21 protein-coding genes and 1 riboswitch are annotated in these 22,666 nt (G+C 48.3%); of the genes, 14 read left to right on the top strand and 7 right to left on the bottom strand.

Annotated features, from left to right (window positions below; all coding sequences use genetic code 11):
* Positions 1-187 precede the first annotated feature (187 nt).
* The 3 genes from uvrB to luxU all read left to right on the top strand — a co-directional run bounded on the left by uvrB (position 188) and on the right by luxU (position 4,336).
* Entirely contained in the window at positions 188-2,218 is a 2,031-nt protein-coding gene (uvrB, locus tag OCV29_RS11295) for an excinuclease ABC subunit UvrB (RefSeq protein ID WP_073605358.1), read from the top strand.
* Between the two features lie 355 nt (positions 2,219-2,573).
* Positions 2,574-3,974 carry a quorum-sensing sigma-54 dependent transcriptional regulator LuxO gene (gene luxO, locus OCV29_RS11290; RefSeq protein ID WP_073605359.1) on the top strand — a complete coding sequence of 467 codons (1,401 nt, stop codon included), beginning with the start codon at positions 2,574-2,576 and terminating at the stop codon, positions 3,972-3,974.
* A 5-nt stretch (positions 3,975-3,979) separates the two neighbouring features.
* Complete coding sequence (gene luxU / locus OCV29_RS11285) at positions 3,980-4,336, top strand: quorum-sensing phosphorelay protein LuxU (RefSeq protein WP_175561598.1); 357 nt, start codon at positions 3,980-3,982, stop codon at positions 4,334-4,336.
* A gap of 127 nt (positions 4,337-4,463) precedes the next feature.
* On the opposite strand, the gene yvcK is transcribed toward luxU, so the two are convergent.
* A complete protein-coding gene (gene yvcK / locus OCV29_RS11280) occupies positions 4,464-5,363 on the bottom strand; it encodes a uridine diphosphate-N-acetylglucosamine-binding protein YvcK (RefSeq protein ID WP_073605361.1) in 900 nt (299 codons plus the stop codon).
* A gap of 269 nt (positions 5,364-5,632) precedes the next feature.
* A riboswitch (molybdenum cofactor riboswitch) is annotated at positions 5,633-5,820 on the top strand.
* Between yvcK and moaA the strand changes: the two genes are divergently transcribed.
* From moaA to udp, 7 genes are all read left to right on the top strand, one after another.
* Positions 5,809-6,795 (top strand): GTP 3',8-cyclase MoaA, encoded by a 987-nt coding sequence (gene moaA, locus OCV29_RS11275; RefSeq protein WP_073605310.1) that lies wholly within the window; start codon positions 5,809-5,811, stop codon positions 6,793-6,795. Its footprint overlaps the riboswitch before it by 12 nt.
* 103 nt (positions 6,796-6,898) lie before the next feature.
* Entirely contained in the window at positions 6,899-7,411 is a 513-nt protein-coding gene (moaB, locus tag OCV29_RS11270; RefSeq protein WP_073605311.1) for a molybdenum cofactor biosynthesis protein B, read from the top strand.
* Between the two features lie 4 nt (positions 7,412-7,415).
* Positions 7,416-7,895 carry a cyclic pyranopterin monophosphate synthase MoaC gene (gene moaC, locus OCV29_RS11265; RefSeq protein WP_073605312.1) on the top strand — a complete coding sequence of 160 codons (480 nt, stop codon included), beginning with the start codon at positions 7,416-7,418 and terminating at the stop codon, positions 7,893-7,895.
* Complete coding sequence (gene moaD, locus OCV29_RS11260) at positions 7,892-8,137, top strand: molybdopterin synthase sulfur carrier subunit (RefSeq protein ID WP_073605313.1); 246 nt, start codon at positions 7,892-7,894, stop codon at positions 8,135-8,137. The genes moaC and moaD overlap by 4 nt, the downstream gene beginning before the upstream one ends.
* Before the next feature lies 1 nt (position 8,138).
* Entirely contained in the window at positions 8,139-8,597 is a 459-nt protein-coding gene (moaE, locus tag OCV29_RS11255; RefSeq protein ID WP_073605314.1) for a molybdopterin synthase catalytic subunit MoaE, read from the top strand.
* Positions 8,598-8,803: 206 nt separating this feature from the next.
* Positions 8,804-9,226, top strand: coding sequence for a CBS domain-containing protein (locus OCV29_RS11250; protein WP_073605315.1), 423 nt, complete (start codon positions 8,804-8,806; stop codon positions 9,224-9,226).
* A gap of 291 nt (positions 9,227-9,517) precedes the next feature.
* Positions 9,518-10,273 carry a uridine phosphorylase gene (gene udp / locus OCV29_RS11245; RefSeq protein ID WP_073605316.1) on the top strand — a complete coding sequence of 252 codons (756 nt, stop codon included), beginning with the start codon at positions 9,518-9,520 and terminating at the stop codon, positions 10,271-10,273.
* A 29-nt stretch (positions 10,274-10,302) separates the two neighbouring features.
* Here the strand turns inward: udp and OCV29_RS11240 are convergent, their stop codons facing one another.
* From OCV29_RS11240 to metG, 3 genes are all read right to left on the bottom strand, one after another.
* Complete coding sequence (locus tag OCV29_RS11240) at positions 10,303-11,109, bottom strand: hypothetical protein (protein ID WP_073605362.1); 807 nt, start codon at positions 11,107-11,109, stop codon at positions 10,303-10,305.
* A gap of 206 nt (positions 11,110-11,315) precedes the next feature.
* Complete coding sequence (locus tag OCV29_RS11235) at positions 11,316-11,441, bottom strand: hypothetical protein (protein ID WP_261887322.1); 126 nt, start codon at positions 11,439-11,441, stop codon at positions 11,316-11,318.
* A 61-nt stretch (positions 11,442-11,502) separates the two neighbouring features.
* Positions 11,503-13,554, bottom strand: coding sequence for a methionine--tRNA ligase (gene metG / locus OCV29_RS11230; RefSeq protein WP_073605363.1), 2,052 nt, complete (start codon positions 13,552-13,554; stop codon positions 11,503-11,505).
* A gap of 349 nt (positions 13,555-13,903) precedes the next feature.
* Between metG and apbC the strand changes: the two genes are divergently transcribed.
* Positions 13,904-14,968 (top strand): iron-sulfur cluster carrier protein ApbC, encoded by a 1,065-nt coding sequence (gene apbC / locus OCV29_RS11225; protein WP_073605364.1) that lies wholly within the window; start codon positions 13,904-13,906, stop codon positions 14,966-14,968.
* Positions 14,969-15,066: 98 nt separating this feature from the next.
* On the opposite strand, the gene OCV29_RS11220 is transcribed toward apbC, so the two are convergent.
* The 3 genes from OCV29_RS11220 to OCV29_RS11210 form a co-directional block, all read right to left on the bottom strand.
* Positions 15,067-15,549 (bottom strand): RES family NAD+ phosphorylase, encoded by a 483-nt coding sequence (locus OCV29_RS11220; protein ID WP_073605317.1) that lies wholly within the window; start codon positions 15,547-15,549, stop codon positions 15,067-15,069.
* Entirely contained in the window at positions 15,549-15,995 is a 447-nt protein-coding gene (locus tag OCV29_RS11215) for an MbcA/ParS/Xre antitoxin family protein (RefSeq protein ID WP_084193465.1), read from the bottom strand. Before OCV29_RS11215 ends, OCV29_RS11220 begins: the two co-directional genes overlap by 1 nt.
* A 130-nt stretch (positions 15,996-16,125) precedes the next feature.
* Complete coding sequence (locus tag OCV29_RS11210) at positions 16,126-16,827, bottom strand: SDR family NAD(P)-dependent oxidoreductase (protein ID WP_073605318.1); 702 nt, start codon at positions 16,825-16,827, stop codon at positions 16,126-16,128.
* Between the two features lie 374 nt (positions 16,828-17,201).
* Between OCV29_RS11210 and OCV29_RS11205 the strand changes: the two genes are divergently transcribed.
* From OCV29_RS11205 to OCV29_RS11195, 3 genes are all read left to right on the top strand, one after another.
* Positions 17,202-19,466 (top strand): pyridoxal-dependent decarboxylase, encoded by a 2,265-nt coding sequence (locus tag OCV29_RS11205; protein WP_073605319.1) that lies wholly within the window; start codon positions 17,202-17,204, stop codon positions 19,464-19,466.
* Between the two features lie 950 nt (positions 19,467-20,416).
* Positions 20,417-22,228, top strand: coding sequence for an S-type pyocin domain-containing protein (locus tag OCV29_RS11200; protein ID WP_073605321.1), 1,812 nt, complete (start codon positions 20,417-20,419; stop codon positions 22,226-22,228).
* Positions 22,221-22,655 (top strand): hypothetical protein, encoded by a 435-nt coding sequence (locus tag OCV29_RS11195; RefSeq protein WP_084193466.1) that lies wholly within the window; start codon positions 22,221-22,223, stop codon positions 22,653-22,655. The genes OCV29_RS11200 and OCV29_RS11195 overlap by 8 nt, the downstream gene beginning before the upstream one ends.
* Positions 22,656-22,666: the final 11 nt, after the last annotated feature.

Genomic DNA, 22,666 nt, shown 5'->3' with positions numbered 1-22,666 from the left:
TTTATAAATGAATCATTTAATTTTTGTAATATAAGTGATTTATGTTCATCATCATACTCATATCTGGAATTTCATCAGGAACAGGATGTATTCAGGAAAGTGCATCAATCAAGGGTGTGCTGCCTTGTTTATCCTGACCATTCAGGTAAATTGTGATTCAGATGAGGTGAACATTCAGAGGATAAACATGAGTAAAGCGTTCGAACTGGTTTCCGCTTATCAGCCATCCGGGGACCAGCCAGAGGCGATTGACAAATTGCTTGACGGGCTGGATTCTGGTCTGGCACACCAGACACTGCTGGGGGTAACGGGTTCCGGTAAAACATTCACCATGGCCAATGTGATCGCTCAGGCAAAAAGACCGGCGATTTTGCTGGCACCGAATAAAACCCTGGCGGCGCAGCTTTATGGTGAAATGAAATCGTTTTTCCCGAACAATGCCGTCGAGTATTTCGTCTCTTATTATGATTACTATCAGCCTGAAGCTTATGTGCCGACAACGGACACCTTTATCGAGAAAGACGCTTCGGTGAACGCACATATCGAGCAGATGCGTCTTTCCGCCACCAAAGCACTACTGGAGCGTAAAGATGCGGTCATTGTGGCGTCTGTATCCGCAATATATGGTTTGGGGGATCCCGATTCCTATCTCAAAATGATGTTGCATCTGCGCCGTGGTGATGTCGCTGATCAACGGGCAATGCTCAGAAGGCTGGCCGAGCTGCAATATACCCGCAATGATGTGGGTTTTGAACGGGGTCAGTTCCGGGTCCGTGGTGAAGTGATTGATATTTTTCCGGCAGAGTCAGAGCAGGAAGCGGTCCGGGTGGAAATGTTTGATGATGAGATTGAAGTCATCAGTCTGTTCGACCCGCTGACCGGTGCGATTGTTCAGCGTGATTTGCCCCGGTTTACCGTGTATCCCAAAACGCACTATGTGACGCCCCGTGAGCGGATTCTTGATGCGATTGAGGAGATTAAAGCTGAGCTGAAAGAACGTCAGGGCTGGTTTACTAAAGAAAATAAGCTTCTGGAAGAGCAGCGGATCAGTCAGCGGACTCAGTTTGATATTGAAATGATGAATGAGCTGGGTTTTTGCTCCGGAATTGAAAACTACTCCCGATATCTGAGTGGACGAAATCCTGGCGAGCCGCCGCCGACCCTGTTCGACTATCTGCCGCATGATGGCATTTTGATTATCGATGAATCCCATGTGACCGTGCCTCAAATTGGCGCGATGTATAAAGGTGACCGCTCGCGAAAAGAGACACTGGTTGAATTCGGATTCCGCCTGCCTTCGGCACTGGATAACCGCCCGCTGAAATTTGATGAGTTCGAATCGCTGGCGCCGCAGACGATCTTTATTTCGGCAACTCCGGGCGCTTATGAAATGGAAAAATCAGCCGGTGAGGTGGTTGAACAGGTCGTCAGGCCGACCGGTTTGCTGGATCCGGAGCTGGAAGTGCGTCCGGTTGCAACGCAGGTGGATGATTTGCTGTCAGAAGTGCGTATCCGGGCGAAGAAAGATGAACGGGTGCTGGTGACGACGCTGACCAAACGAATGGCCGAAGATTTAACGGAATATCTGCATGAGCACGGTGTGCGGGTGCGTTATCTTCACTCGGATATTGATACAGTGGAACGGGTTGAAATTATCCGCGATCTCCGTTTGGGCGAATTCGATGTGCTGGTTGGAATCAACCTGCTTCGGGAAGGACTCGATATGCCTGAAGTCTCGCTGGTGGCGATTCTGGATGCAGATAAAGAAGGCTTCCTGCGCTCAGAGCGATCACTGATTCAGACCATTGGCCGGGCGGCCCGGAATATTCAGGGCAAGGCGATTCTGTACGCAGACAAAGTGACGGGGTCGATGAAGCGGGCGATGGATGAAACCAACCGGCGTCGTGAAAAACAGCAGGCCCATAACGAGAAACTGGGTATTCAGCCGCAGGCATTGCACCGTGACGTGAAAGATATTATGGAAATTGGTGATATTGCCAAAACCCGAAATCAGCGCAAACGCCCACAAGTGAAATTGTCTGAAGTGGCTGAGTCTGATGCTGGTTATGCCGCGTTGTCACCACAGCAGCTTGAGAAAGAGATTAAAAAGCTCGAATCACAGATGTATCAGTATGCCCAGAATCTGGAATTTGAGGAGGCTGCCAAAAAACGCGATGAAATTGAAAAACTACGCCAGCAATTCATTGTAAACAGCTAAACTAAAAGCACAGTTGTAAAAAATTCGTTCACGGTGGCGCAGAACCCGAAAGGTAAAAAAACTGACATGTATACCGCATCAGGTAACAGATAAAAAAAAGCCAATAGCATTGAGTCTATTGGCTGTCAGAATGTGAATATGATATTCACTAACAACGTCAGTTGGCTAGGTGACCCAAATGGGTCATAATAATCTTTTGCAGTATTTGTGCCAGAATAAAATCCGGTGATTTTGTGTCTTGAGAGCACTTTCTTAACAAAAGACAGAGAATCGGTGAAAACTGATTTGCATTTTGCAATTTCAAATGCAAAAATAATGCAAAATGCAAAGAAAAATCAATGGACCTGGCTGGGATATGCAATCAGTAAAACCGACACAAAAAAGCAGATATCTGCTGATGGTTGAAGATACGGCATCTGTTGCTGTACTTTACCGTTCTTATCTGATGCCGCTGGATGATATCGACATCACCATCGTGGGCACAGGGAAAGAAGCTCTGGATAGTTTGCAAAAACGGGAGCCGGATTTAATTCTGCTGGATCTCCGTTTACCGGATATGACCGGAATGGATGTTTTGCGAGAAGTGAAAGTTATCTATCCGGACGTACCGGTGATTTTCATGACGGCGCATGGTTCAATTGAAACAGCCGTGGAGGCGATGCGTCATGGTGCGCAGGACTTTTTGATTAAGCCATGTGAAGCGAACCGGCTTCGTGTCACGGTCAATAATGCGATTCGCAAAGCCAGCAAAATTAAAGCAACGCCTGATGCGACAAGCCAAAATTATCAGGGGTTCATCGGCAGCAGCCAGATGATGCAGGATGTTTACCGGACTATCGATTCAGCAGCATCCAGTAAAGCCAGTATTTTTATTACCGGCGAAAGCGGCACCGGTAAAGAGGTGTGCGCTGAAGCGATTCATGCTGCCAGTAAACGGGGTGATAAACCTTTTATCGCGATTAACTGTGCAGCAATCCCGAAAGATTTAATTGAGAGTGAACTGTTTGGTCATGTGAAAGGTGCGTTTACCGGCGCAGCAACCGATCGGCAGGGTGCCGCTGAGCTTGCCGATGGCGGCACGCTGTTTCTGGACGAACTCTGTGAAATGGATCTTGACCTGCAAACAAAACTGTTACGGTTTATTCAGACCGGTACTTTCCAGAAAGTCGGCTCTTCACGTATGAAAAGCGTGGATGTCCGGTTTGTCTGCGCCACCAACCGTGACCCGTGGAAAGAAGTGCAGGAAGGCCGGTTCCGGGAAGATTTATACTACCGGTTATATGTGATTCCGCTACATCTGCCACCACTACGTGAGCGGGAAAATGATGTGATTGAAATTGCTTACTCACTTCTGGGCTATATGTCCAAGGAAGAAGGAAAGGATTTCGTCCGGTTGTCATCAGAAGTGACAGAACGGTTTATCCATTATGAATGGCCGGGCAATGTCCGCCAGTTACAGAATGTTTTGCGTAATGTCGTCGTGCTCAATGCCGGCCGGGAAATTACGCTGAATATGTTGCCCCCGCCACTGAACAAACCAAAAGAAACACATTTGCGCTTAATTCATCCGCAGGAAGAAGACAACAAACTGTCGGTACAGGATATTTATCCGTTATGGATGACAGAGAAAATGGCGATAGAAAGGGCGATTGAAGCCTGTGAAGGCAATATTCCCAAAGCGGCTGGCCATCTTGAAGTCAGTCCTTCAACAATTTACCGGAAACTTCAGTCCTGGAATGCAGAAGAGAAAGCTTAGATATGATGATGGATTTACTCAATAAGGAAAAAATTGCAACACTGGCAAAGGAAATCGGTCAGGAAAATGTTCCTGTCCTGCTGGATATTTTTTTGAATGAACTGACAACGTATCAGGAAACGTTATCTGCAGCAGATACACCGGCACGGGTGGATCATTTAAAAGAAATCAGTCACGCGCTCAAAAGCAGCGCAGCCAGCTTCGGTGCGGACAGGCTGTGTGCACTGGCAATCGATATTGATATGCGGGCTAAACAACAACAGCTGGGAGAGATTGATCAGGAGACGCAAATCTTTATGGAAATGCTGCATGAAACGCATGAAACATATGCGGCTTTCAGTCCTGAATCTGTCACCGTCTGACTTTTTCTTTCACTGGCGCATTTTTCAGCATGGTTCCGGCGACCAATGCGCCGGAATCTGTCAAACGCTCCTGTAGGGTGCTCTCAGCACACTCCTGTCACCATTTCCCGGCCGGGAAGCGGCGAATTTACTGATCATCTGTCAGCTGTTCTTCCAGCGCCATTCTGAGTTTTTCCCGCTCATGACGCCACTCTTTATTCGGCGAGGCCAGATCGCGAATCACCAGCCGGGTTTGCCGGTGGCTGAAGTGTTCGAGCTGTTGATGGCAGAGCACAACGTCGACCGGCCGTCCTTCGCAAGCCCTTTCACACCATTCGAGCTTCTGATTTAAATCCATTTTACTGGCCGGGCCGAACTCCGGAGATAAGTTTTCAATATAGATAAGTTTTGCGGCGGTATTTTTGGCAATCGCATTACCGATTTCAGACAGCAGCAGCGGGGGCATGACACTGGTCAGAAAACTACCGGGGCCAAGAATAATCGCATCTGTTGCCCGGATCGCGCTGATCGCTTCGTGCGTGGCAGGGACTTGCGGTGAGATATCGATCCGCGTCAGTTCTGCATCCATTTTATCAACACTGGTTTCTCCTGTAACAACCTCGCCTTCGGTCGTCAGTGCACTCAGATCTGCTGGATATTCAGACATTGGTACAATATTGACCGACACATCCAGCATCGTCCGGATCAGCTGGATTGCATCTAAAGGACGAACAGACAGATTATCGAGTGCTGTCAGCATCAGGTTCCCCAGATTGTGTCCGTCCAGCTCTCCCTGACCGCGAAAGCGGTGCTCAAACATCATGGATGCAATCGAAGGGGTGGTGATCAACTGATTGATACAGTTTCGCATGTCGCCCCAGGCAATACCGCCCTGGCATAACCGGATCCGGCCGGTGGAACCACCGTTGTCTGTGGTTGTCACAATGCCAGTCGCATTCTCTTCAAAATGACGTAATGCGGCTAAAACACGCCCAAGACCATGTCCGCCACCAATGGCGACAACTTTTTTTTCTTTATGAATATCCATCATGTCTCGTTCAATCGCATGTGTATATACCCAAGCATCTGCAACATATCGCTTCGGTATATATAACTACAACTAAATAATTATAATTCATTAATAAAAATTATTGATAATAAATAAAATTTTTCAGAGATTTTATAACTTTTAGCTATTTTTTTGTCATTGATCGCTAGATCGATTCAAAAAAATTTGTAAACATGTGAACCGATGTTGATTGTGAGAATGTTTTAATATCCCGGTGAATGCATCTGGTTGATATAAGACTGTTTTTATGATTGCCATAGCTCCGAGTCTGATGAGCTAAGTCACTCACTCTGCCGGTGCCGTTCAGGTGTGTTCGGCACAAGAACAGAGCGGAAGAAGATAGGCACTTCAGACCAGTGGCCGAATTTTGGCCCAAGGGTAAGGTTGGAAATGATCTTGCCTCCCGTGTTTGGAAAGGTGTTCCATGGCTCTACAATTTGAAGATAATTTTCAGCGTAAATTCTACTATTTACGTCTGTCGCTGACGGACGTCTGTAATTTTAAGTGTACCTATTGTTTACCCGATGGGTATCAGGCAGGGAAAGAACGTCCCTGTTTCCTCTCATTGCCCGAAATTCGCCGGGTGGTTCAGGCATTTGCCCTTTGTGGCACGACAAAAGTTCGCCTGACCGGTGGAGAGCCCAGCTTACGGCGTGATTTTACCGAAATCATCCGGCAGGTTGCGGCGACGCCGGGAATCGAAAAAGTGGCGATGACAACCAATGGCTTCCGGATGGAAAAATCCGTTGCACAGTGGCAACAGGCCGGACTGACCAATATTAACGTCAGCCTGGACAGCCTTGATCCGAGAATGTTTCATCAAATCACCGGTGAGAACAAATTTGATCAGGTGATGCGTGGCATTGAACGGGCACTGGAAGTCGGTTTTACTCAGGTGAAAGTCAATGCCGTTTTGCTGAAGGGCCAGAATGACCACCAGCTACCGGCTTTTTTAGAGTGGATTAAACATCGTCCGGTTCAGCTTCGGTTTATTGAACTGATGCAGACCGGAGCAATGGACCACTACTTTGATCGCTATCATTCTTCAGGTCAGGTGCTGTGTCGTGCGCTGCAGGAGCAGGGCTGGCAAAGAAAAGTCCGCGCCAGTAATGATGGCCCGGCCAAGGTGTTCTGGCATCCGGATTATCAGGGTGAAATTGGCCTGATCATGCCCTACGAAGACGGCTTTTGTGAGACCTGCAACCGGCTGCGTGTTTCGGCAACCGGCAAATTGCATTTGTGTCTGTTTGGTGAATCCGGTGTCGATCTGCGCGATCTGCTTCAGCAGGACAATCAGCAAGCGGCGTTAATGGCGCGGATTCAGTCAGGTCTCGGGCAGAAAGCATCCGGACACTTTTTACATCAGGGTGATACGGGCGCGACGCCTCATCTTGCATCTATCGGAGGATAATGGCGGCATTCCTGCCGGTTTCAGGCGGAGCAGAGCCATTCTCCCAACTATTTCATTATCCCGGTTTAACCGGTTTTCAACCCTCTAATGACAGGTGAATATCATGGGTCATGCACAATCAGAGTTCAAACCAGCAAAAATTGCGGTATTAACCGTTTCTGACACACGCACCGAAGAAAACGATACTTCAGGGCAGTATCTGGCACAAGCGCTGAAAGATGCCGGACATCAACTGGCAGACAAGCAAATTGTGATTGACGATAAATATAAAATCCGCGCAGTCATTTCAAACTGGATTGCCGATGACAATGTTCAGGCTGTTCTGATCACCGGTGGTACCGGCTTCACCAGCCGCGACAGTACACCGGAAGCTGTATTGCCACTGTTTGATAAAGAAGTGGAAGGGTTTGGTGAATTGTTCCGGATGGTGTCTTATGAAGAAATTGGTACATCAACCATTCAGTCGCGGGCATTTGCCGGGTTTGCCAACCATACCGTCATATTTGCGATGCCGGGTTCAACCAATGCCTGTAAAACGGCCTGGACAAGAGTGATTGAACAGCAGATGGATGCCTCTCATCGTCCGTGTAACTTTATGCCGCATCTGGGGAAATAAACACATGTCTGAACTGACTCATGTCAATACTGCCGGTGAAGCCAACATGGTCGATGTTTCTGCGAAAGCTGAAACCGTCAGGGAAGCCAGAGCTGAAGCCTGGGTACATATGTCTGCAGAAACGCTGACACTGATTATTTCCGGTGGCCATCATAAAGGGGACGTGTTCGCCACCGCACGGATTGCCGGTATTCAGGCCGCAAAACGCACGTGGGATTTGATCCCTTTGTGCCATCCGCTGTTGCTGTCTAAAGCAGAAGTCCGGCTGGAAGCCTGTGAAGAAAAATCAGCGGTGCGGATCGAATCTGTATGTCGCCTGACAGGAAAAACCGGCGTGGAAATGGAAGCGCTGACTGCGGCATCGGTCGCCGCATTAACCGTTTACGACATGTGTAAAGCCATCCAGAAAGATATGGTGATCAGTCAGGTTCGTTTGCTGGAAAAATCCGGCGGGAAATCAGGTGATTTTAAGGTGGCATTATGATTAAAGTTTTATTCTTTGCGCAGACCAGAGAAATACTGGGTCTGGATGAAATTGAAGTGGAAGGACATTTTGCAACAGTTCAGGCGCTGCGGGACTCACTGGCAACACGGTCAGATAAATGGGCACTGGCGATGGAACCCGAGAGACTTTTGATGGCAGTGAACCAGACGATTGTACAGCCTGAAGCTTCAGTGGCTGACGGGGATGAAGTTGCTTTCTTTCCGCCGGTCACAGGAGGTTGAAATGGCGCATATAATCCGGGTTCAGCAGGAAGATTTCTCTGTTGGTGAAGAATATGAGCGATTATCTCAGGATCCGGCAGCCGGGGCTGTCGCCACTTTTGTCGGAAAAGTCCGTAATCACAATCTGGGTGAGCCAGTGTCAGGTCTGGCGCTTGAGCATTATCCCGGCATGACCGAAAAAGTGCTGGAGGACATCTGTGATCAGGCGGCCAGTAAATGGCCTCTGCTGCAAATTTGTGTGATTCACCGGGTAGGACGCATCCGGACCGGAGAGCAAATTGTTTTTGTCGGTGTCAGTAGTGCGCACCGCAACGCTGCATTTGCTGCCTGTGAGTTCATTATGGATATTCTGAAAACCAAAGTACCCTTCTGGAAAAAAGAGTGGGCTGATACCGGTGACCGCTGGCTGGATTCGCGGGAGAGCGATCATCAGGCGGCACAGCGGTGGGAAGAAAACTGAGCCCGATCTGTCAGAAGAGAAATGATTCCGGTTGCTTGGGTATATATATTATTCAATCAATATATAGATTTAATCAATAAATTTGGTCAGATTCATTTAGCAATTATCAGAAATTAGACGACACTTATCCTGAACGGATAAAAAGTTTCCTGAATGGATGAAAAGTATCCTGAACGGATGAAAAGTGATATCTGAGGGAGATTGCGATGGACTCACTGAAAGTTAAAGATTATATGACGCGTCACCCGGTGACGTTTGATTCCGGAATGACGTTGTCTATTGCACTGGAAAAAGTGATTCACTCCGAACACTTTGGCGGTCCGGTTGTGGATGAATCCGGTAAGGTGATTGGCTTCCTGTCTGAGCAGGACTTGCTGGATAAACTGGTGAAAGTGGGTTATCACTGTCAGGATACCCATGTGGTTGGTGATTGTATGAATCGGGAAGTGTGTGCTGTCTCTCCTGAGTTATCGATTATTGAACTGGCACATATGATGAAAGTGGGCCGGCCAAAAGTGTATCCGGTGATTGAAGAAGAAGACAACCGTCTGGTCGGACTTATCACCCGTCGCTCTGTGCTCAAAGCGATTGAAAAATCTCTCGTTGCCTGTTTTCAACATCAGGTTTAGCTGTGGTTCGCCCTTCAGGGGGGAACCTGGACTGATTTTCGGCCCTGTCTGAATTGACGGGGCTTTTTTATGAATGACGAAATGTGATCGGTTTAAGCATTACTTCATCTCAATTGTGATCAATATTTTATTTTCATGAAAAACAATAAAACAAACATATGATTTTTGTGATCTGCAATCTGAACTTGAACGCCGGTCTTCGTTAAAGTTGTCAAATCAGGTTAAGCCTGAGATGACTTGGGTCTGTTTAACCGACATTACCGAACCAATAAAGAAACGAGGAAATAAATCATGTCTGATGCTGTTTTTCATCTTGGAGTGACGCAAGCCGATCTGGGTGGCGCAACAGTCGCAATTTTGCCGGGTGATCCGGAGCGGGTAAAGAAAATTGCGGATCAGATGGATGAACCGGTCTTTCTGGCCAGCCATCGTGAATTTACGATTTACCGGGCCCTGATTGATAATAAGCCGGTGATCGTTTGCTCAACCGGGATTGGTGGACCATCGACATCTATTGCTGTGGAAGAGCTGGCTCAGCTTGGTGTCAGAACTTTTCTGCGGGTCGGCACAACCGGGGCGATTCAGCCTGATGTGAATGTAGGTGACCTGATTGTGACCACCGGTGCGGTGCGTCTGGATGGTGCCAGCCAGCATTTTGCGCCGATGGAATTTCCGGCGGTTGCCGACTTTGATGCCATGGTTGCTCTTAAAGCAGCGGCTGAAGAAGAAGGGACGGTTCATACCGGGATCACAGCGTCCAGTGATACTTTCTATCCGGGACAGGAGCGCTATGACACATTCTCAGGCCGGGTTGTCAAACGCTTTCAGGGCTCAGTGGCTGAGTGGCAGTCAATGGGAGTGCTGAACTTTGAAATGGAAGCTGCCACCCTGTTTACCATGTGCAGCAGTTCAGGTCTGCGAGGTGGATGTATTGCCGGTGTGATTATTAACCGGACACAAAAAGAAATTCCTGATCACGCCATCATCAAGGATATTGAAGCCAGATCGATTCGTGCTGTCGTTGGTGCGGCCCGTCGCTTACTCTGATTTTTTTATCGGTCAGGAGTCTTTATCCGTCAGGCCGGTAGTGACTTTGGGAGAGGCACATACAGACTTTCAGTCAGCTCTCCCAGCATTTGGTCATAAACATGCGAAATATTCAGTGACACGTCTGCGGTCAGTTGATACATCGCTTCTGCATCCAGTTGATATTCTTCCCCCTGACTGATTTTCTCCAGCTGTTGTAATGAGCGAACACAATCCGGAGCTGCCACCGACAGCGGGCTGATGACGGCCAGCTGATTGATTTTTCTGCACACCATATCCGCACTGTGTTGAATCCGGATTTTCCCGTCTTCTTTCTCCATATCCTGAATACAAATCCTGAGCTGCGTCAGGGCATCCATGGCATCAACAATCTGTTGCCAGTTCATGTGATATTCCGTTGTTAAATCTTCCCGGTTCACTTCCACCAGCCAGGACAAAATGATCTCATCCATCAGAAACATACAATGTCGGATGGCTTTTCCGTGCACCATCTGGTTGCGGGCGACTGAATAATCCGGCCAGTTTTTGATTAAGCCGCGCAGTTTCATCTGCAGCACCCGATACATAGGTTTGTTGTCTGACCGGGCAATCGTGATTAAGTGCTGTGATTTCTTGATAAGCAGATCTGACAGGGGAGCGCTTTCAGTCCGGCGAATTTCACCCGACATCAATGCCATGTGGGTGATATGGCGGTGTTGCCGACAAGTATACAGTACCTGCCGGAGGTCGCTCAGTAAGGCATATTTGTGTTTCAGGCCCGATTCACGCTGTCTGGCGAGCCAGAACATCAGTCCGAGAATCCCTACAGAAATGATCATTGAAATCACGACGAACATAACCAAACTCCTCTGAAGTGATGGCGCAACAATCCATTTATTGCGCTGATACCGGATGGGTTGACTTATGCGGCAGGAAGGAATGACGAGAAGCTGAATATACTCCGCAGGTTGTGTCTGAACACGCATCTGGATTTCTTTTTCTGATCAAAGCAGAGATAGTGCCAGTTTTTTTTATGATGAAAATCATTGGCTTAACAAATATTTTACATTTGCAGTGCACCAATATGATGCGTTTGTTGTTGTTTTGGGGAGGGGACGGAAACTGTTTCAGGAAACGTCGCCGGAGAAAAGCGTTTTGGAGAAATTGTCCCTTCAGGGGTGAAAGCCAATAAAAATCCCGGCTGAGACCGGGATTTGAAGCTGACACGGAGATTGAAAATTCCGGTTGTCTTACATCACGCGCATACCCGGCTGCGCACCTTCATGAGGTTCAAGCAGCCAGATATCACTGCCACCAGGGCCAGCGGCTAAAACCATGCCTTCAGACATGCCGAATTTCATTTTACGCGGCTTCAGGTTGGCCACCATCACGGTATATTTGCCCACCAGCTCTTCGGCTTTATAAGCCGATTTGATGCCGGAGAATACCTGACGGGTTTCACCACCGATATCCAGTTCCAGTTTCAGCAGCTTGTTGGCTTTTGGCACTTCTTCGCAGGAAATGATTTTCGCAATCCGCAGATCAACTTTGGCAAAATCATCAAATTCGATTTCATCCGCGATCGGGTCTTTGGACAGCTCTGTTTCCGCTTCTGCTGCCGGTTTTTTTTGAGTGATGGCTTTTTCTGCCGCCGCATCTTCTTTCGAGGCTTCAATCATGGCTTCGATTGTCTTTGGCTCGATCCGGCTGAACAGCGCTTTGAACTTGCTGATTTCATGGCTGACCAGTGGTTTGGCAATCACATTCCAGTCCAGCGTTTCATTGAGGAAGGCTTCACTACGGGCCGCCAGTTCTGGCATCACCGGTTTCAGATAAGTGATGAGCACACGGAACAGGTTGATGCCCATTGAGCAGATATCCTGCAATTCCTGATCTTTGCCTGCTTCTTTGGCAATCACCCACGGCGCTTTTTCATCGACATACTGGTTGGCTTTATCTGCCAGAGCCGTAATTTCACGGATGGCCCGGCCAAACTCACGGGTTTCAAAATATTCACCGATTTTTTCTGCGGTATCGATGAATGATTGATACAGGGCAGGTTCGGCAACATTGGCAGAAAGCTGACCGCCAAAACGTTTGGTGATAAAACCTGCGTTTCTCGATGCCAGATTGACAATCTTGTTGACGATATCTGAGTTCACCCGCTGACTGAAGTCTTCCAGATTCAGATCCAGATCATCAATGCGGCTGTTCAGTTTGGCAGCATAGTAATAGCGCAGACACTCGGGATCCATATGATTCAGATACGTCGCCGCTTTGACGAATGTCCCTTTGGACTTCGACATTTTCGCGCCGTTGACCGTGACATAGCCGTGAACAAACACATTGTCAGGCTTGCGGAAGCCTGAACCTTCCAGCATTGCAGGCCAGAACAGGCTGTGGAAGTAAACGATGTCTTTACCGATGAAATGATACAGCTCTGTTTTGCTGTCTTTATTCCAGTACTCGTCAAAGTTTAAATCGCCGCGTTTGTCACACAGGTTTTTAAATGAGCCCATGTAACCAATCGGGGCATCCAGCCAAACATAGAAATATTTGCCTTCTTCACCCGGAATTTCAAAGCCGAAATAAGGTGCATCGCGGGAGATATCCCACTGCTGCAGGCCGGATTCAAACCATTCCTGCATTTTGTTGGCGGTTTCGGTTTGCAGTGAGCCGGAGCGGGTCCATTCTTTGAGCATGCTTTCAAACTGTGGTAAATCAAAGAAGAAGTGTTCGGAATCTTTCATCACCGGCGTCGCGCCGGAAACGGCAGATTTCGGATTAATCAGATCAGTCGGGCTGTAAGTTTCACCACAGGCATCGCAGTTATCGCCGTATTGATCTTCTGACTTACATTTCGGACAGGTGCCCTTGACAAAACGGTCCGGCAGAAACATCTCTTTTTCCGGATCATACAGCTGAGAAATCGTCCGGCTGGAGATAAAGCCATTGGCTTTTAACTGCTGGTAAATATAAGAAGAGATTTCGCGGTTCTCTTCGCTGTGGGTGCTGTGATAATTATCATAGCTGATGTTAAATCCGGCGAAATCTTTCTGGTGCTCTTCACTGGCCGATGCAATCATCGCTTCAGGCGTGATTCCCATTTGTTGTGCTCTGAGCATAATCGGCGTGCCGTGAGCATCATCCGCACAAATAAAATGGATCTCATTGCCTTTCAGGCGCTGGTAACGTACCCAGATATCCGCCTGAATATGCTCTAACATGTGGCCTAAATGAATCGGACCGTTAGCATATGGAAGGGCGCAGGTTACCAGAATTTTTCTCGGTTCAGTTGCCATACTCAATTTCTTCGCTCTGTCTGAAATATCCCCGTTACAGCCGGAAAATCCTTTACCTGCTGCCTGCGGTGATACAAAAATTTTAAAGGAATCTTGGATATTGATGAGATATGTGAAAAACCACACAAAATCAATAGCCGTTAATAGTACCTGATGTCAGGGATTACGCAAAGAGTCATCTGGATTCATCACCACTTTTTCCGGTTGTTTGCCCCGGATAATTTGAAAGATAGTTTGATAGATAGATTGAAAAATAGCTTGAAAGATAGCCTGACGTATGGCTTTCAGACTTTAGCTTCAGGTAGCAGAGTGGTAGCATATGCCAAAAATCTTTTCGGGAGATATATTTATGGCGTATCCCATTCCGGGCGAGCTGGTGGCCTGGCTCAATCAATTTTCCCATACAAGCCTCATTGCAGACTGGGCCTCACAGCCCGGTATCATTCGTGCTCAAAGCGAGACTGTTTTTCATATTGACCTGCCGTTTGCGGCGACATCCCTGCAACAGGAACTGCGTCAGTGGCTGGCGGTCAATCAGCCACCTGCGCAGTATGAAATCAATGTTCATGTGGCACCCAAAGCTCTGGTGACGCATGTTGAGCAGCCGCTGAAAGGGGTGAAAAACATTATTGCGGTCACCTCAGCCAAAGGCGGGGTCGGGAAATCGACCACGGCGGTGAACCTGGCGCTGGCACTGGCAGCATCCGGGGCGAAAACCGGATTACTGGATGCGGATATTTACGGGCCGTCAGTGCCAATGATGCTGGGCACGATGGATGCGGATATTTCTGTCAAAGATGGTAAGTGGATGCTGCCGGTGGAAGCACACGGTCTTTATAATCACTCGATTGGTTATTTGATCGATAAAAATGATGCGGCGATCTGGCGTGGGCCGATGGCTTCCAAAGCGTTGGGTCAGCTGGTCAATGACACCTTATGGCCGGACCTGGATTATCTGGTGATCGACATGCCACCAGGCACCGGTGATATTCAGCTGACGCTGTCACAGCAGATTCCGGTGACCGGCGCAATTGTGGTGACCACGCCGCAGGATTTAGCGCTGGCCGATGCCCGCAAAGGGGTGACCATGTTCAATCAGGTGGAAGTTCCGGTGGTCGGGCTGGTGGAAAATATGAGTTATCACCGTTGCAGTGCCTGCGGTCATAAAGAATATATCTTCGGTACCGGCGGCGCAGAGAAGATGGCGCAAACCTATGGTTTATCGCTGCTGGCACAAATTCCGCTGCACCTGCATGTGCGGGAAGACATCGACGCCGGTCGCCCGACTGTTGTCGCAAGGCCGGATAGCGAGCACACACAACTTTATCTGCAACTGGCAGAGCAAATCGCCAGCCGGATGTACTGGACCGGAAAAGTGAAGCCGGAAAGTATTGATATTGCGGTTGTTGGGTGATTGCCAATAGCCTTCAGATTAACAGGCTTCAGGTTAAAACAAGTATGAAAAAAGAATGAGATAACGCCCGGCAGATCACAAAGTCAGGCGACAGAAGCTTAAGATCTGAGCCCGCTGAACATCCGCGGTGAATACACCGGCTGAATGATCTCTTCCAGTGTGATGTGACTGATTTGCGGATGGAGCGGGTTGGCGACGGCAACGGAGAGTTCACCGATGCCAACCGCAACGCTCGGCACCAACAACAGCAGGGCTTGCTGCGATTGTAAAAATTCATCGCCAATCTGTTGGGTGCTTTGCGGGTAAGGCATGGTTTGCCAGTCTTCGGGCAGTTGTTGCTGATCCAGCCGTTTGATGGCGATCTCCGGTGAGACGTTGTAAATCGCTTTGCAGTGCGATGCGGGCACCAGCCGTGGGGTGGGGTGATAATTCGCGGCTTCTACCAGCGCGGTGCCCATATCCAGCGCGAAATAGATCACCGGATGACCGGCGCTGTTCCAGCGGGCACCATCATCAAAACTGGCTCCGCGGCCAGAGTAAACATCGGCAAAGCACTTGTTTGTGACCCGGTAGAGCTTCATTATGAATATTCGCCGTATTCGATCTTACGTAATATTTGTCGTACCAGTTCGCGTCCGGCGGGCGTGTCCATTATATCCAGCGGCACTTCACCGCCCAGTGCCGGAATCGGTGTGTTCAGCCACTCTTTTGCCAGCGCTAATGAGCCATAAACGTCGCTGGCCTGCATATACACCCGCACCGTATCAATCACATTATCGCCAACCAAAGCCGGGAGTTTGACCAGCCGGTAGCTCTTGCTCAGGTTGGACTTATCTTTGCCCATCACCCGGGCAAAAATATCCCGGTCAGAAATCACGGCAATAATGTCTTTCAGATTGGTGCCGCTCACGCCGTTGGAAACCGCTTTGAAATACCCGGAGGTTGTCAGTAAATCAACATCCGGGAAAATAGCATTAAGCTGGTCGGAAGCCTTGTGTTCGGACCGGTGAGCCACATGATTCATCATTCTGCATCTCCGCTTGTTCTGCTTAGATTGAGTGTAATCTATCCGCCTGTATTACGTCAATATGACGAGATTAACTCGTTCGTGTGACGATTTTCTCAGGCGAAACTCAGAGTGCAGGCTTGTATGTTCATCAGCGCATGTAAGACCCGTTATTAATATCAAGACACATGCCGTTCATGTAGTCCGGTGCGTCGATTCCCAGCCAGCGAATCGCTTCTGCGACTTCGGTGTCGGTGGCAAACCGGTTGAGAATGGTGCCGGACTTAAATTGTGCCTGACGGGCTTCGGGAATGCAGTGCAGCATGTCCGTTTCGACCGGGCTGGGTGCGACGCAGTTAACGAGAATTCCCTGCGGCCCGAGCAGTTTAGCAAAGCTCTTGGTTGCGTTGATCAGCCCGGCTTTGGTGATACCATACCACACGTCAGGGTGCCCGATCTGACCTGCCACAGAGGCATTGTTGACGATTCTGCCGTACTGATTTTTGATCATCGATTTGGACACTTCCGTCATCAGCTTCACCGGTGCTTCCAGATTCACTTTCATGGTCTGGCTGATGGCTTCATCAGGGTAATCATCATAAGTGCGGGTTAACATCATACCGGCATTGTTAATCAGAACATCGATATCACCTATCTCTTCCACCACATCCGCAATCTCATTGGTTTCGGCTAAGTCGAACTCAATCTCGTGCACATCGGGTACGCCAGAGAATTCAAAATTGCTGAAATCACGCGCCAGCACATGCACCTGATAACTCTGCTTCAAAAACAGCCGGGTGACTTCAAGCCCGATTCCTTTGTTTCCACCGGTGATCAGCACTGATCTTTTCATGGTATGTGTCCTTTATACGATGTTTTCTGAATTGAACCCATATGTAAATATACGCCACTTTTGGTCACGGGGCAGATATCGGGAAGCAGACCTTCCGTGCCTGGGAGGGCAGGGCCCCCAGCATACACCCAAACGTCCGGTCGTTCAGGAATAAGTACAGGTATAGGTTCAGGTATAACTTCAGGTATAAATAGTCATCTGGTTTCATTTATGTACTATTCTTACCGGGGATTCGCCGGTTGTCCGTCAGGCAGGCGTGATGTATCTGTACGGCCAGATGTTCAGGTCTTCCACCGTTTGGTTGGGTGTCATTTTAAGGAAGTACCTGTTTTATTCCGGCCATGGATAACAGTGATCGAATGAGGAGAACTCTCATGGAGAAAACCATCGGCCGCCCTGTGGTTTCAGGCAGCGTATTGTCTGAGTTAAAACAGTTTCTCAGCCAGGGGCTGGACAAAGTGCAGGTTCAGGATGACAGAGCCATTGCCGCCTGGTTTATGGGCACGAAAGGCGAAAATCTGGATATGGTGAAAAATCTGGTCACCCGGGTGATTGAAGAGACCTTATACAGCCGGGCTGAGCTGTTTCCCGGTGACCCGGCTTATATTACGCAGGAAGTGAAAGCTTCGGCACCTTATCAGCAGGCGAAACTGGATATTGCTGAAAAAAGTAACAGCTTACTGGATATTCTGACCCGCTATTCAGTGCCATTTTCCAGCCTGCGTTATCAGGGGCATATGACCTGGGATGTGACTTTACCTTCTGTGCTCGGTTATCTGGCGGGGATGCTGCAAAATCAGAATAATGTGACGCCACAGGCTGCACCAGCGACCACCTTGCTGGAGATTCTGGCAGCCAACGATATCGCGCAGATGGCGGGTTTTTCGATTCGCCCTTTGACGGAGGAAAACGACGATGACCAGTTACATGCCTGGAGCCATATCACCTGTGACGGAACGGTGGCAAACATCGAAAGTGTCTGGGCGGCGCGGGAGCTGAAATATATGCCGCTGGGCATCAAATATGCGTTAGGTGTGAATCCGGCGTGGCAGCCTCTGAGTGGCAAACTAAAGCTGAAAGATGGTCAGTTACTGGCACGGGCGAGCGCATGGCAGCTGATGAATCTGACTCAGGACGAAAGTCTGGCACTGCCGGGCCAAATAGCGCAGCTTACCGGTGAGGAAGAAAGTGCCGTCTGGAAACTGTTGGGCAGTAAGTATTCACTCAATGCCAAAGGAATGAGTTTCTTCAGTCATCAGTATCTGCAACCGGAAAAGATTCATACGCCAGCGATTGTGGTGCCATCGAGTAAACATTATTCGTGGGTCAAATCTACCTCATTGCTTGGCATGGGGGGCGGGCAGTCCGGGCTGAGTGAAGCCCAGCTCACCGATATCAATGTGATTCAGGATGATGCGTTGCTTAATATTTATGTCGATCACGAAGGCCGGGTGGATACAACGCTCTTACAGCGGGTACTGGATACCTGTAAGGCGCATAAAAAACCGATCTTGCTGAATGTTGCAGTTGTCGGGAGTACGGAAGAAGGGGCGGTCGATCCGGTGGAAAGTTTGCTGGCAATCCGTGAAGCGTATCGTCAGGACACGACATCTCCGTTTGAATATGCGATTCATACCGATGCGGCGTGGGGCGGTTACTTTATGGCCTGTATCCGCAGGCCGTTTGAGATGAATGAAGCGACACAGCCCACAGAGATGTTCACCAATCAGAGCAGCTGGTTCCGTGACAGTGTTTATCAGAGCATGTGCCGGATTCACCAGTGTGACAGCGTGACCATCGACCCGCATAAAATGGGTTATATCCCTTATCCGGCAGGCAGCCTGACTTACCGCAATGAAAATGTGATTAATCTGCTTGGATTTACCGCGCCGTATATTTCATCCGGAGGTCAGGAGAAAGGCATCAGCACCCGCAATATCGGGGATTCCGGCATTGAAGGATCCAAACCCGGCGCGGCCGCTTCGGCGGTCTTTCTCAGCCATCAGGTGATTCGTCCGGATCAGCGGGGTTATGGAGATTTGATTAATCAGAGCATGCTGAACTCGAAGCTGTTCTACCTTTATATGGCAACGCTGGGCAGTGTTTTCCCTGATGATAAGTTCCGCGTTGAGCTGTTGCATCCGTTGCCGCAGGTGCCGGAAGAACATAAGTCCGAACTGATCCGCTTGCTGTGGGAAGCACAGGCCGGCAAAGAGATGTTGATGAATTCGGCAGAAGTGATTGAATGCCTGCGGGCAATCTCCGGCGATCAAAACATTGTCGATTATGTATTTATCGACAAGCAGGATGACTCAGAAGCCAGAACGTTAGCACTGAACACTCAGTTGTTTGAACAACTGAGTGTTCAGCCGGGCGTGGAAGTAGGCGCGGATCAGATCTTTGTTTCTATGACCACTTTCCACCGGTCGGACTATGGTAATACCTTTATCGATTCGCTGGCGAACCGGGTTTATCCTGCGGGCGTCTCTGTCGATGCGGTGCCGTGTATCCGTTCTGTGATTCTCGACCCGTGGGCGATCTACACACATACCCCCGGTCAAACCAGCCCGTTTAACTTCTTCACGGATATTTTCTTCCCGAAACTGCGGGATGCGGTGAATGGATTGTGTGTCGGGTGACTGGGTTCACTCATCTGGCAGATTTTGGCTTTGGTGGAATATTTGGTGCGCTGATTCGTTTGGTTGATTCAAGCGGCATTTGGTGCACGCGCCCCAGATACTTTTCAGGGATGAAAAGTATCCCAAAATCCTTTTTTAGTCAGACTTTTGTGCGCGTTATGCGGAACGGATTTATTCGCATCCTGCTCAGAAATCCTTAAAAAACCGTCCGGGTTTTTTATCCGCAGGATATTGGATTATTTGGCTTTTGCGGATGAATATTGGTGGTAAAAAGTGGCTGTATTTGGGTGTAAAAAAGTTGGTAGATTTTGCAGTGCTGATTTTCTTTATTGAAATCAGTGATCTACAATTAGAGTGTTCCCCGTATGTACGGGGATGAACCGATCAACTGAAATGATATTTGTATTACCACTCAGTGTTCCCCGTATGTACGGGGATGAACCCTGATTTTTCACCACAAAAACGTTCAATTAAAAGAAAATCCAAGGATGAACAGACACGACGTCTGTTCAAAATTTTTCTCGCCACGGATGGCGATAAAAATTGGTCCTGTCCGGCGCGCGTTTAAGCCAAAGATAAAAAGACTTTTTCGGCGGTTTTTGGTCTTTCAAAAACCGTCTGGGGCGCAGGCACCCAAAGCCGCTTGGATCGATGAATCCAATAGCGCACCAAATAGTCCACTGATGCAGAAAACTTCCGATGATGTGACCTCTTACATCGCTGTGGTTGTATCGAGTCTGGTATGTATTCCCACGCGGGAGCGTGGGAACAATTCAAATTCTGAACCTCTCGTGCTGAACAATTCTCAAATCCATATGCCCTCTGATCATCCACCCTGCGCACAATAAAATGCAATCAAGTGTATATTTTGCTGTGTAAAAACCATAAAATGCGTTTTTGAGGTTAATTTTAATCTCTATTGAATTTATTTAACGCAAAGTCATATCACAATGAACAAACAACGTCCCGAACTGTATCAAAGCTGGGAGGTCGACAGTGCTATGCAGCGCTTTTCTGCCTCCGTGTCAATCATGGCTTCCCGGTGTTTTTCTTCTGCTTCTTCGTTTTCAAATAGGGCTTCATTGCGGTTTGCAAGAGAAGCTGGTGAGATGTCCGGTAAGATTTACCGGCAATATCAACAGGGCAGCGCCAGCTTTGAAACCACGATGAACACCTTGTCACAGCTTGAGTGGGAACTCAGACAACAGGCAGATTTAGTCACCCGTTTTGGTCCTGAAACCATCACGCTGATGATGCAACATCACCACGGTAGCGGCAGTTTCAGCAGAGCCTCGGTATATCGCTACGCTCACAGTAAAGAAAAACCACAACTCAGCCACCGGGCAGAAATCACACGCTGGCAATATGCGCCACATGCCCGGAAAAATCTGTTACTCAGACATGTGGCAGAAATTTATGTCGATGAACTGCAACACAGTCAGCGCCGGACAAGTGGCGGCGGCTCTGGTGGTGGCGGGTTATCATCTGCCGCAGCGCCACAACCGGAAGCATCCCCGCAACCCAAACCCGCACCGGAAGCAAGGCCACTGACGGTGAAAGAAAAGCTTGCCAAACAGAGAAAACAGAATCTGCGTGAATCTGATCAGGCATTCGCGACAGTGCTGGCCCGTGAAGCCGCAGAAAAAGCAGCCGCTAAACAAGCCGAAGCAGAACAAACGGAAGAGCAACCGGAAGAAAAAACGGTTCCACAAATCTTTGCCAAATCCGCTCAGGTTCCGGCTGGTACCTGCGAGATGGGAACACAGTGTGAATCTTTATCTTCTCTCGGTCAGTATGGTGCTTACGCGGCAGCCATTGCACAGGGAAGTGATGAGCTGATGTTATCCAGAATCGCCGGTCAGGCACTGGCAGAGCTTCCCGGTATGGCGATGAAAATCATTGGCCGGGTCGGCATACTGGCCGCATTTGCCCCAACTCAAATGAGCGACGGCACGCTTTACAGTGAAGATGATATTCGTCAACGTGACATGGTCGAAACCAATATCCGTTTACGGGTTGACGAGTCCGGCCAGCTCTACGGTTATCGTGTGGATGGTGATGCCATTCCCAGGCGCACAGTGACACAAAATGGCAACAAGTTCGAAGTGACGCTTGAAGAAGGTTTAACGATTGAATGGATCCCGATCACCGGCGATTTTGGCGGTCAACCGATTCTGGTCAATCCAGTTCCGGATCTGGAAACCCACGATATCTGGATTCATCCACAGGCCGGGCAGGGCAGAGAATTCGACAATACTTATATCACTCCAATTGCAGAGTCAGAACTGAGTGATTATATTCTGGTCTTCCCGGCTGAGACGGGGCTGAAGCCGCTTTATGTGGTGTATAACCAAACCAAAAAGCCGAAAGTCAGGCCGTTGGAAGTCGGGACTTATGGCGATTTAGCTCCCCGAAGTGTAAAAGATGGGATGGATATTGATCATATTCCTTCGTTTAAAGCAATAGAAAAATGGGCATCAAATGGAGAAGATTTGACTTCAGAGGAAATAAAAGCTTTAAAAAATGCAACTAATGGGTTAGCTATTCCTACAGAAGTTCACAGAAAGTGCTCCCGGACTTATGGAGGAAGAAACTCTGATCGGCAAAGTACTATCGATTCGATGGATTTAGAATCAGCAGCTAAGAAAGATATGAGTGTAATCCGTGGTTGCCTGAAAGAACATGGTTATAGTAACAAAGATATCAATGATGCTTTTGATAGATTAAATAAACTAAACAGAGATGGGGGGTTATATGAGTAAACCTACCGAATGGCTACAAAAAAAATACCAAGACCTGATTAAGGACTCTTCTTTCGCTTCTTTCATCGGTGGGAATGTTCCACAATTTGATAAAGATTTATCCGGACGGCATGATATTATTTGCTGTGATGATCAGGTTAATTTGATATTTGAAGATTATCGATTGAGAAATATTATTTTTTTGTCCCCGCATAGCTCTTTAAGTAAACGCTATATTGCGATGGAGTTAGATTTTTTTAAGCAACCTTTATCTATTTCTGATGTAATCAAAATTCTTGGTGATCCCGATGAAAAGGGAGAAGCCAGAAAGCTTCCCGGATTGGTCCAAAAAGGCTGGATAAGATACAACCGGGAAACATACAAAGTTACTTTTTCCATTGATAACCTTGATTCAGACATAATTGCAGATATCCGTTTTCGAGTATGAAGAGCAGCGAA

This window comes from Vibrio aerogenes (genome assembly GCF_024346755.1).
GTDB lineage: Bacteria > Pseudomonadota > Gammaproteobacteria > Enterobacterales > Vibrionaceae > Vibrio > Vibrio aerogenes.
The sequence above is the reverse complement of the archived record's forward strand: the minus strand, read 5'-3'. Positions and strand labels throughout refer to the sequence as shown.

What these genes read in the sequence shown, in the direction of transcription:
- uvrB (WP_073605358.1), top strand. Translation starts at nt 188, where the DNA reads ATGAGTAAAGCGTTCGAACTGGTTTCCGCTTATCAGCCATCCGGGGAC.
- luxO (WP_073605359.1), top strand. Translation starts at nt 2,574, where the DNA reads ATGCAATCAGTAAAACCGACACAAAAAAGCAGATATCTGCTGATGGTT.
- luxU (WP_175561598.1), top strand. Translation starts at nt 3,980, where the DNA reads ATGATGGATTTACTCAATAAGGAAAAAATTGCAACACTGGCAAAGGAA.
- yvcK (WP_073605361.1), bottom strand. Translation starts at nt 5,363, where the DNA reads ATGGATATTCATAAAGAAAAAAAAGTTGTCGCCATTGGTGGCGGACAT.
- moaA (WP_073605310.1), top strand. Translation starts at nt 5,809, where the DNA reads ATGGCTCTACAATTTGAAGATAATTTTCAGCGTAAATTCTACTATTTA.
- moaB (WP_073605311.1), top strand. Translation starts at nt 6,899, where the DNA reads ATGGGTCATGCACAATCAGAGTTCAAACCAGCAAAAATTGCGGTATTA.
- moaC (WP_073605312.1), top strand. Translation starts at nt 7,416, where the DNA reads ATGTCTGAACTGACTCATGTCAATACTGCCGGTGAAGCCAACATGGTC.
- moaD (WP_073605313.1), top strand. Translation starts at nt 7,892, where the DNA reads ATGATTAAAGTTTTATTCTTTGCGCAGACCAGAGAAATACTGGGTCTG.
- moaE (WP_073605314.1), top strand. Translation starts at nt 8,139, where the DNA reads ATGGCGCATATAATCCGGGTTCAGCAGGAAGATTTCTCTGTTGGTGAA.
- OCV29_RS11250 (WP_073605315.1), top strand. Translation starts at nt 8,804, where the DNA reads ATGGACTCACTGAAAGTTAAAGATTATATGACGCGTCACCCGGTGACG.
- udp (WP_073605316.1), top strand. Translation starts at nt 9,518, where the DNA reads ATGTCTGATGCTGTTTTTCATCTTGGAGTGACGCAAGCCGATCTGGGT.
- OCV29_RS11240 (WP_073605362.1), bottom strand. Translation starts at nt 11,109, where the DNA reads ATGTTCGTCGTGATTTCAATGATCATTTCTGTAGGGATTCTCGGACTG.
- metG (WP_073605363.1), bottom strand. Translation starts at nt 13,554, where the DNA reads ATGGCAACTGAACCGAGAAAAATTCTGGTAACCTGCGCCCTTCCATAT.
- apbC (WP_073605364.1), top strand. Translation starts at nt 13,904, where the DNA reads ATGGCGTATCCCATTCCGGGCGAGCTGGTGGCCTGGCTCAATCAATTT.
- OCV29_RS11220 (WP_073605317.1), bottom strand. Translation starts at nt 15,549, where the DNA reads ATGAAGCTCTACCGGGTCACAAACAAGTGCTTTGCCGATGTTTACTCT.
- OCV29_RS11215 (WP_084193465.1), bottom strand. Translation starts at nt 15,995, where the DNA reads ATGATGAATCATGTGGCTCACCGGTCCGAACACAAGGCTTCCGACCAG.
- OCV29_RS11210 (WP_073605318.1), bottom strand. Translation starts at nt 16,827, where the DNA reads ATGAAAAGATCAGTGCTGATCACCGGTGGAAACAAAGGAATCGGGCTT.
- OCV29_RS11205 (WP_073605319.1), top strand. Translation starts at nt 17,202, where the DNA reads ATGGAGAAAACCATCGGCCGCCCTGTGGTTTCAGGCAGCGTATTGTCT.
- OCV29_RS11200 (WP_073605321.1), top strand. Translation starts at nt 20,417, where the DNA reads ATGAACAAACAACGTCCCGAACTGTATCAAAGCTGGGAGGTCGACAGT.
- OCV29_RS11195 (WP_084193466.1), top strand. Translation starts at nt 22,221, where the DNA reads ATGAGTAAACCTACCGAATGGCTACAAAAAAAATACCAAGACCTGATT.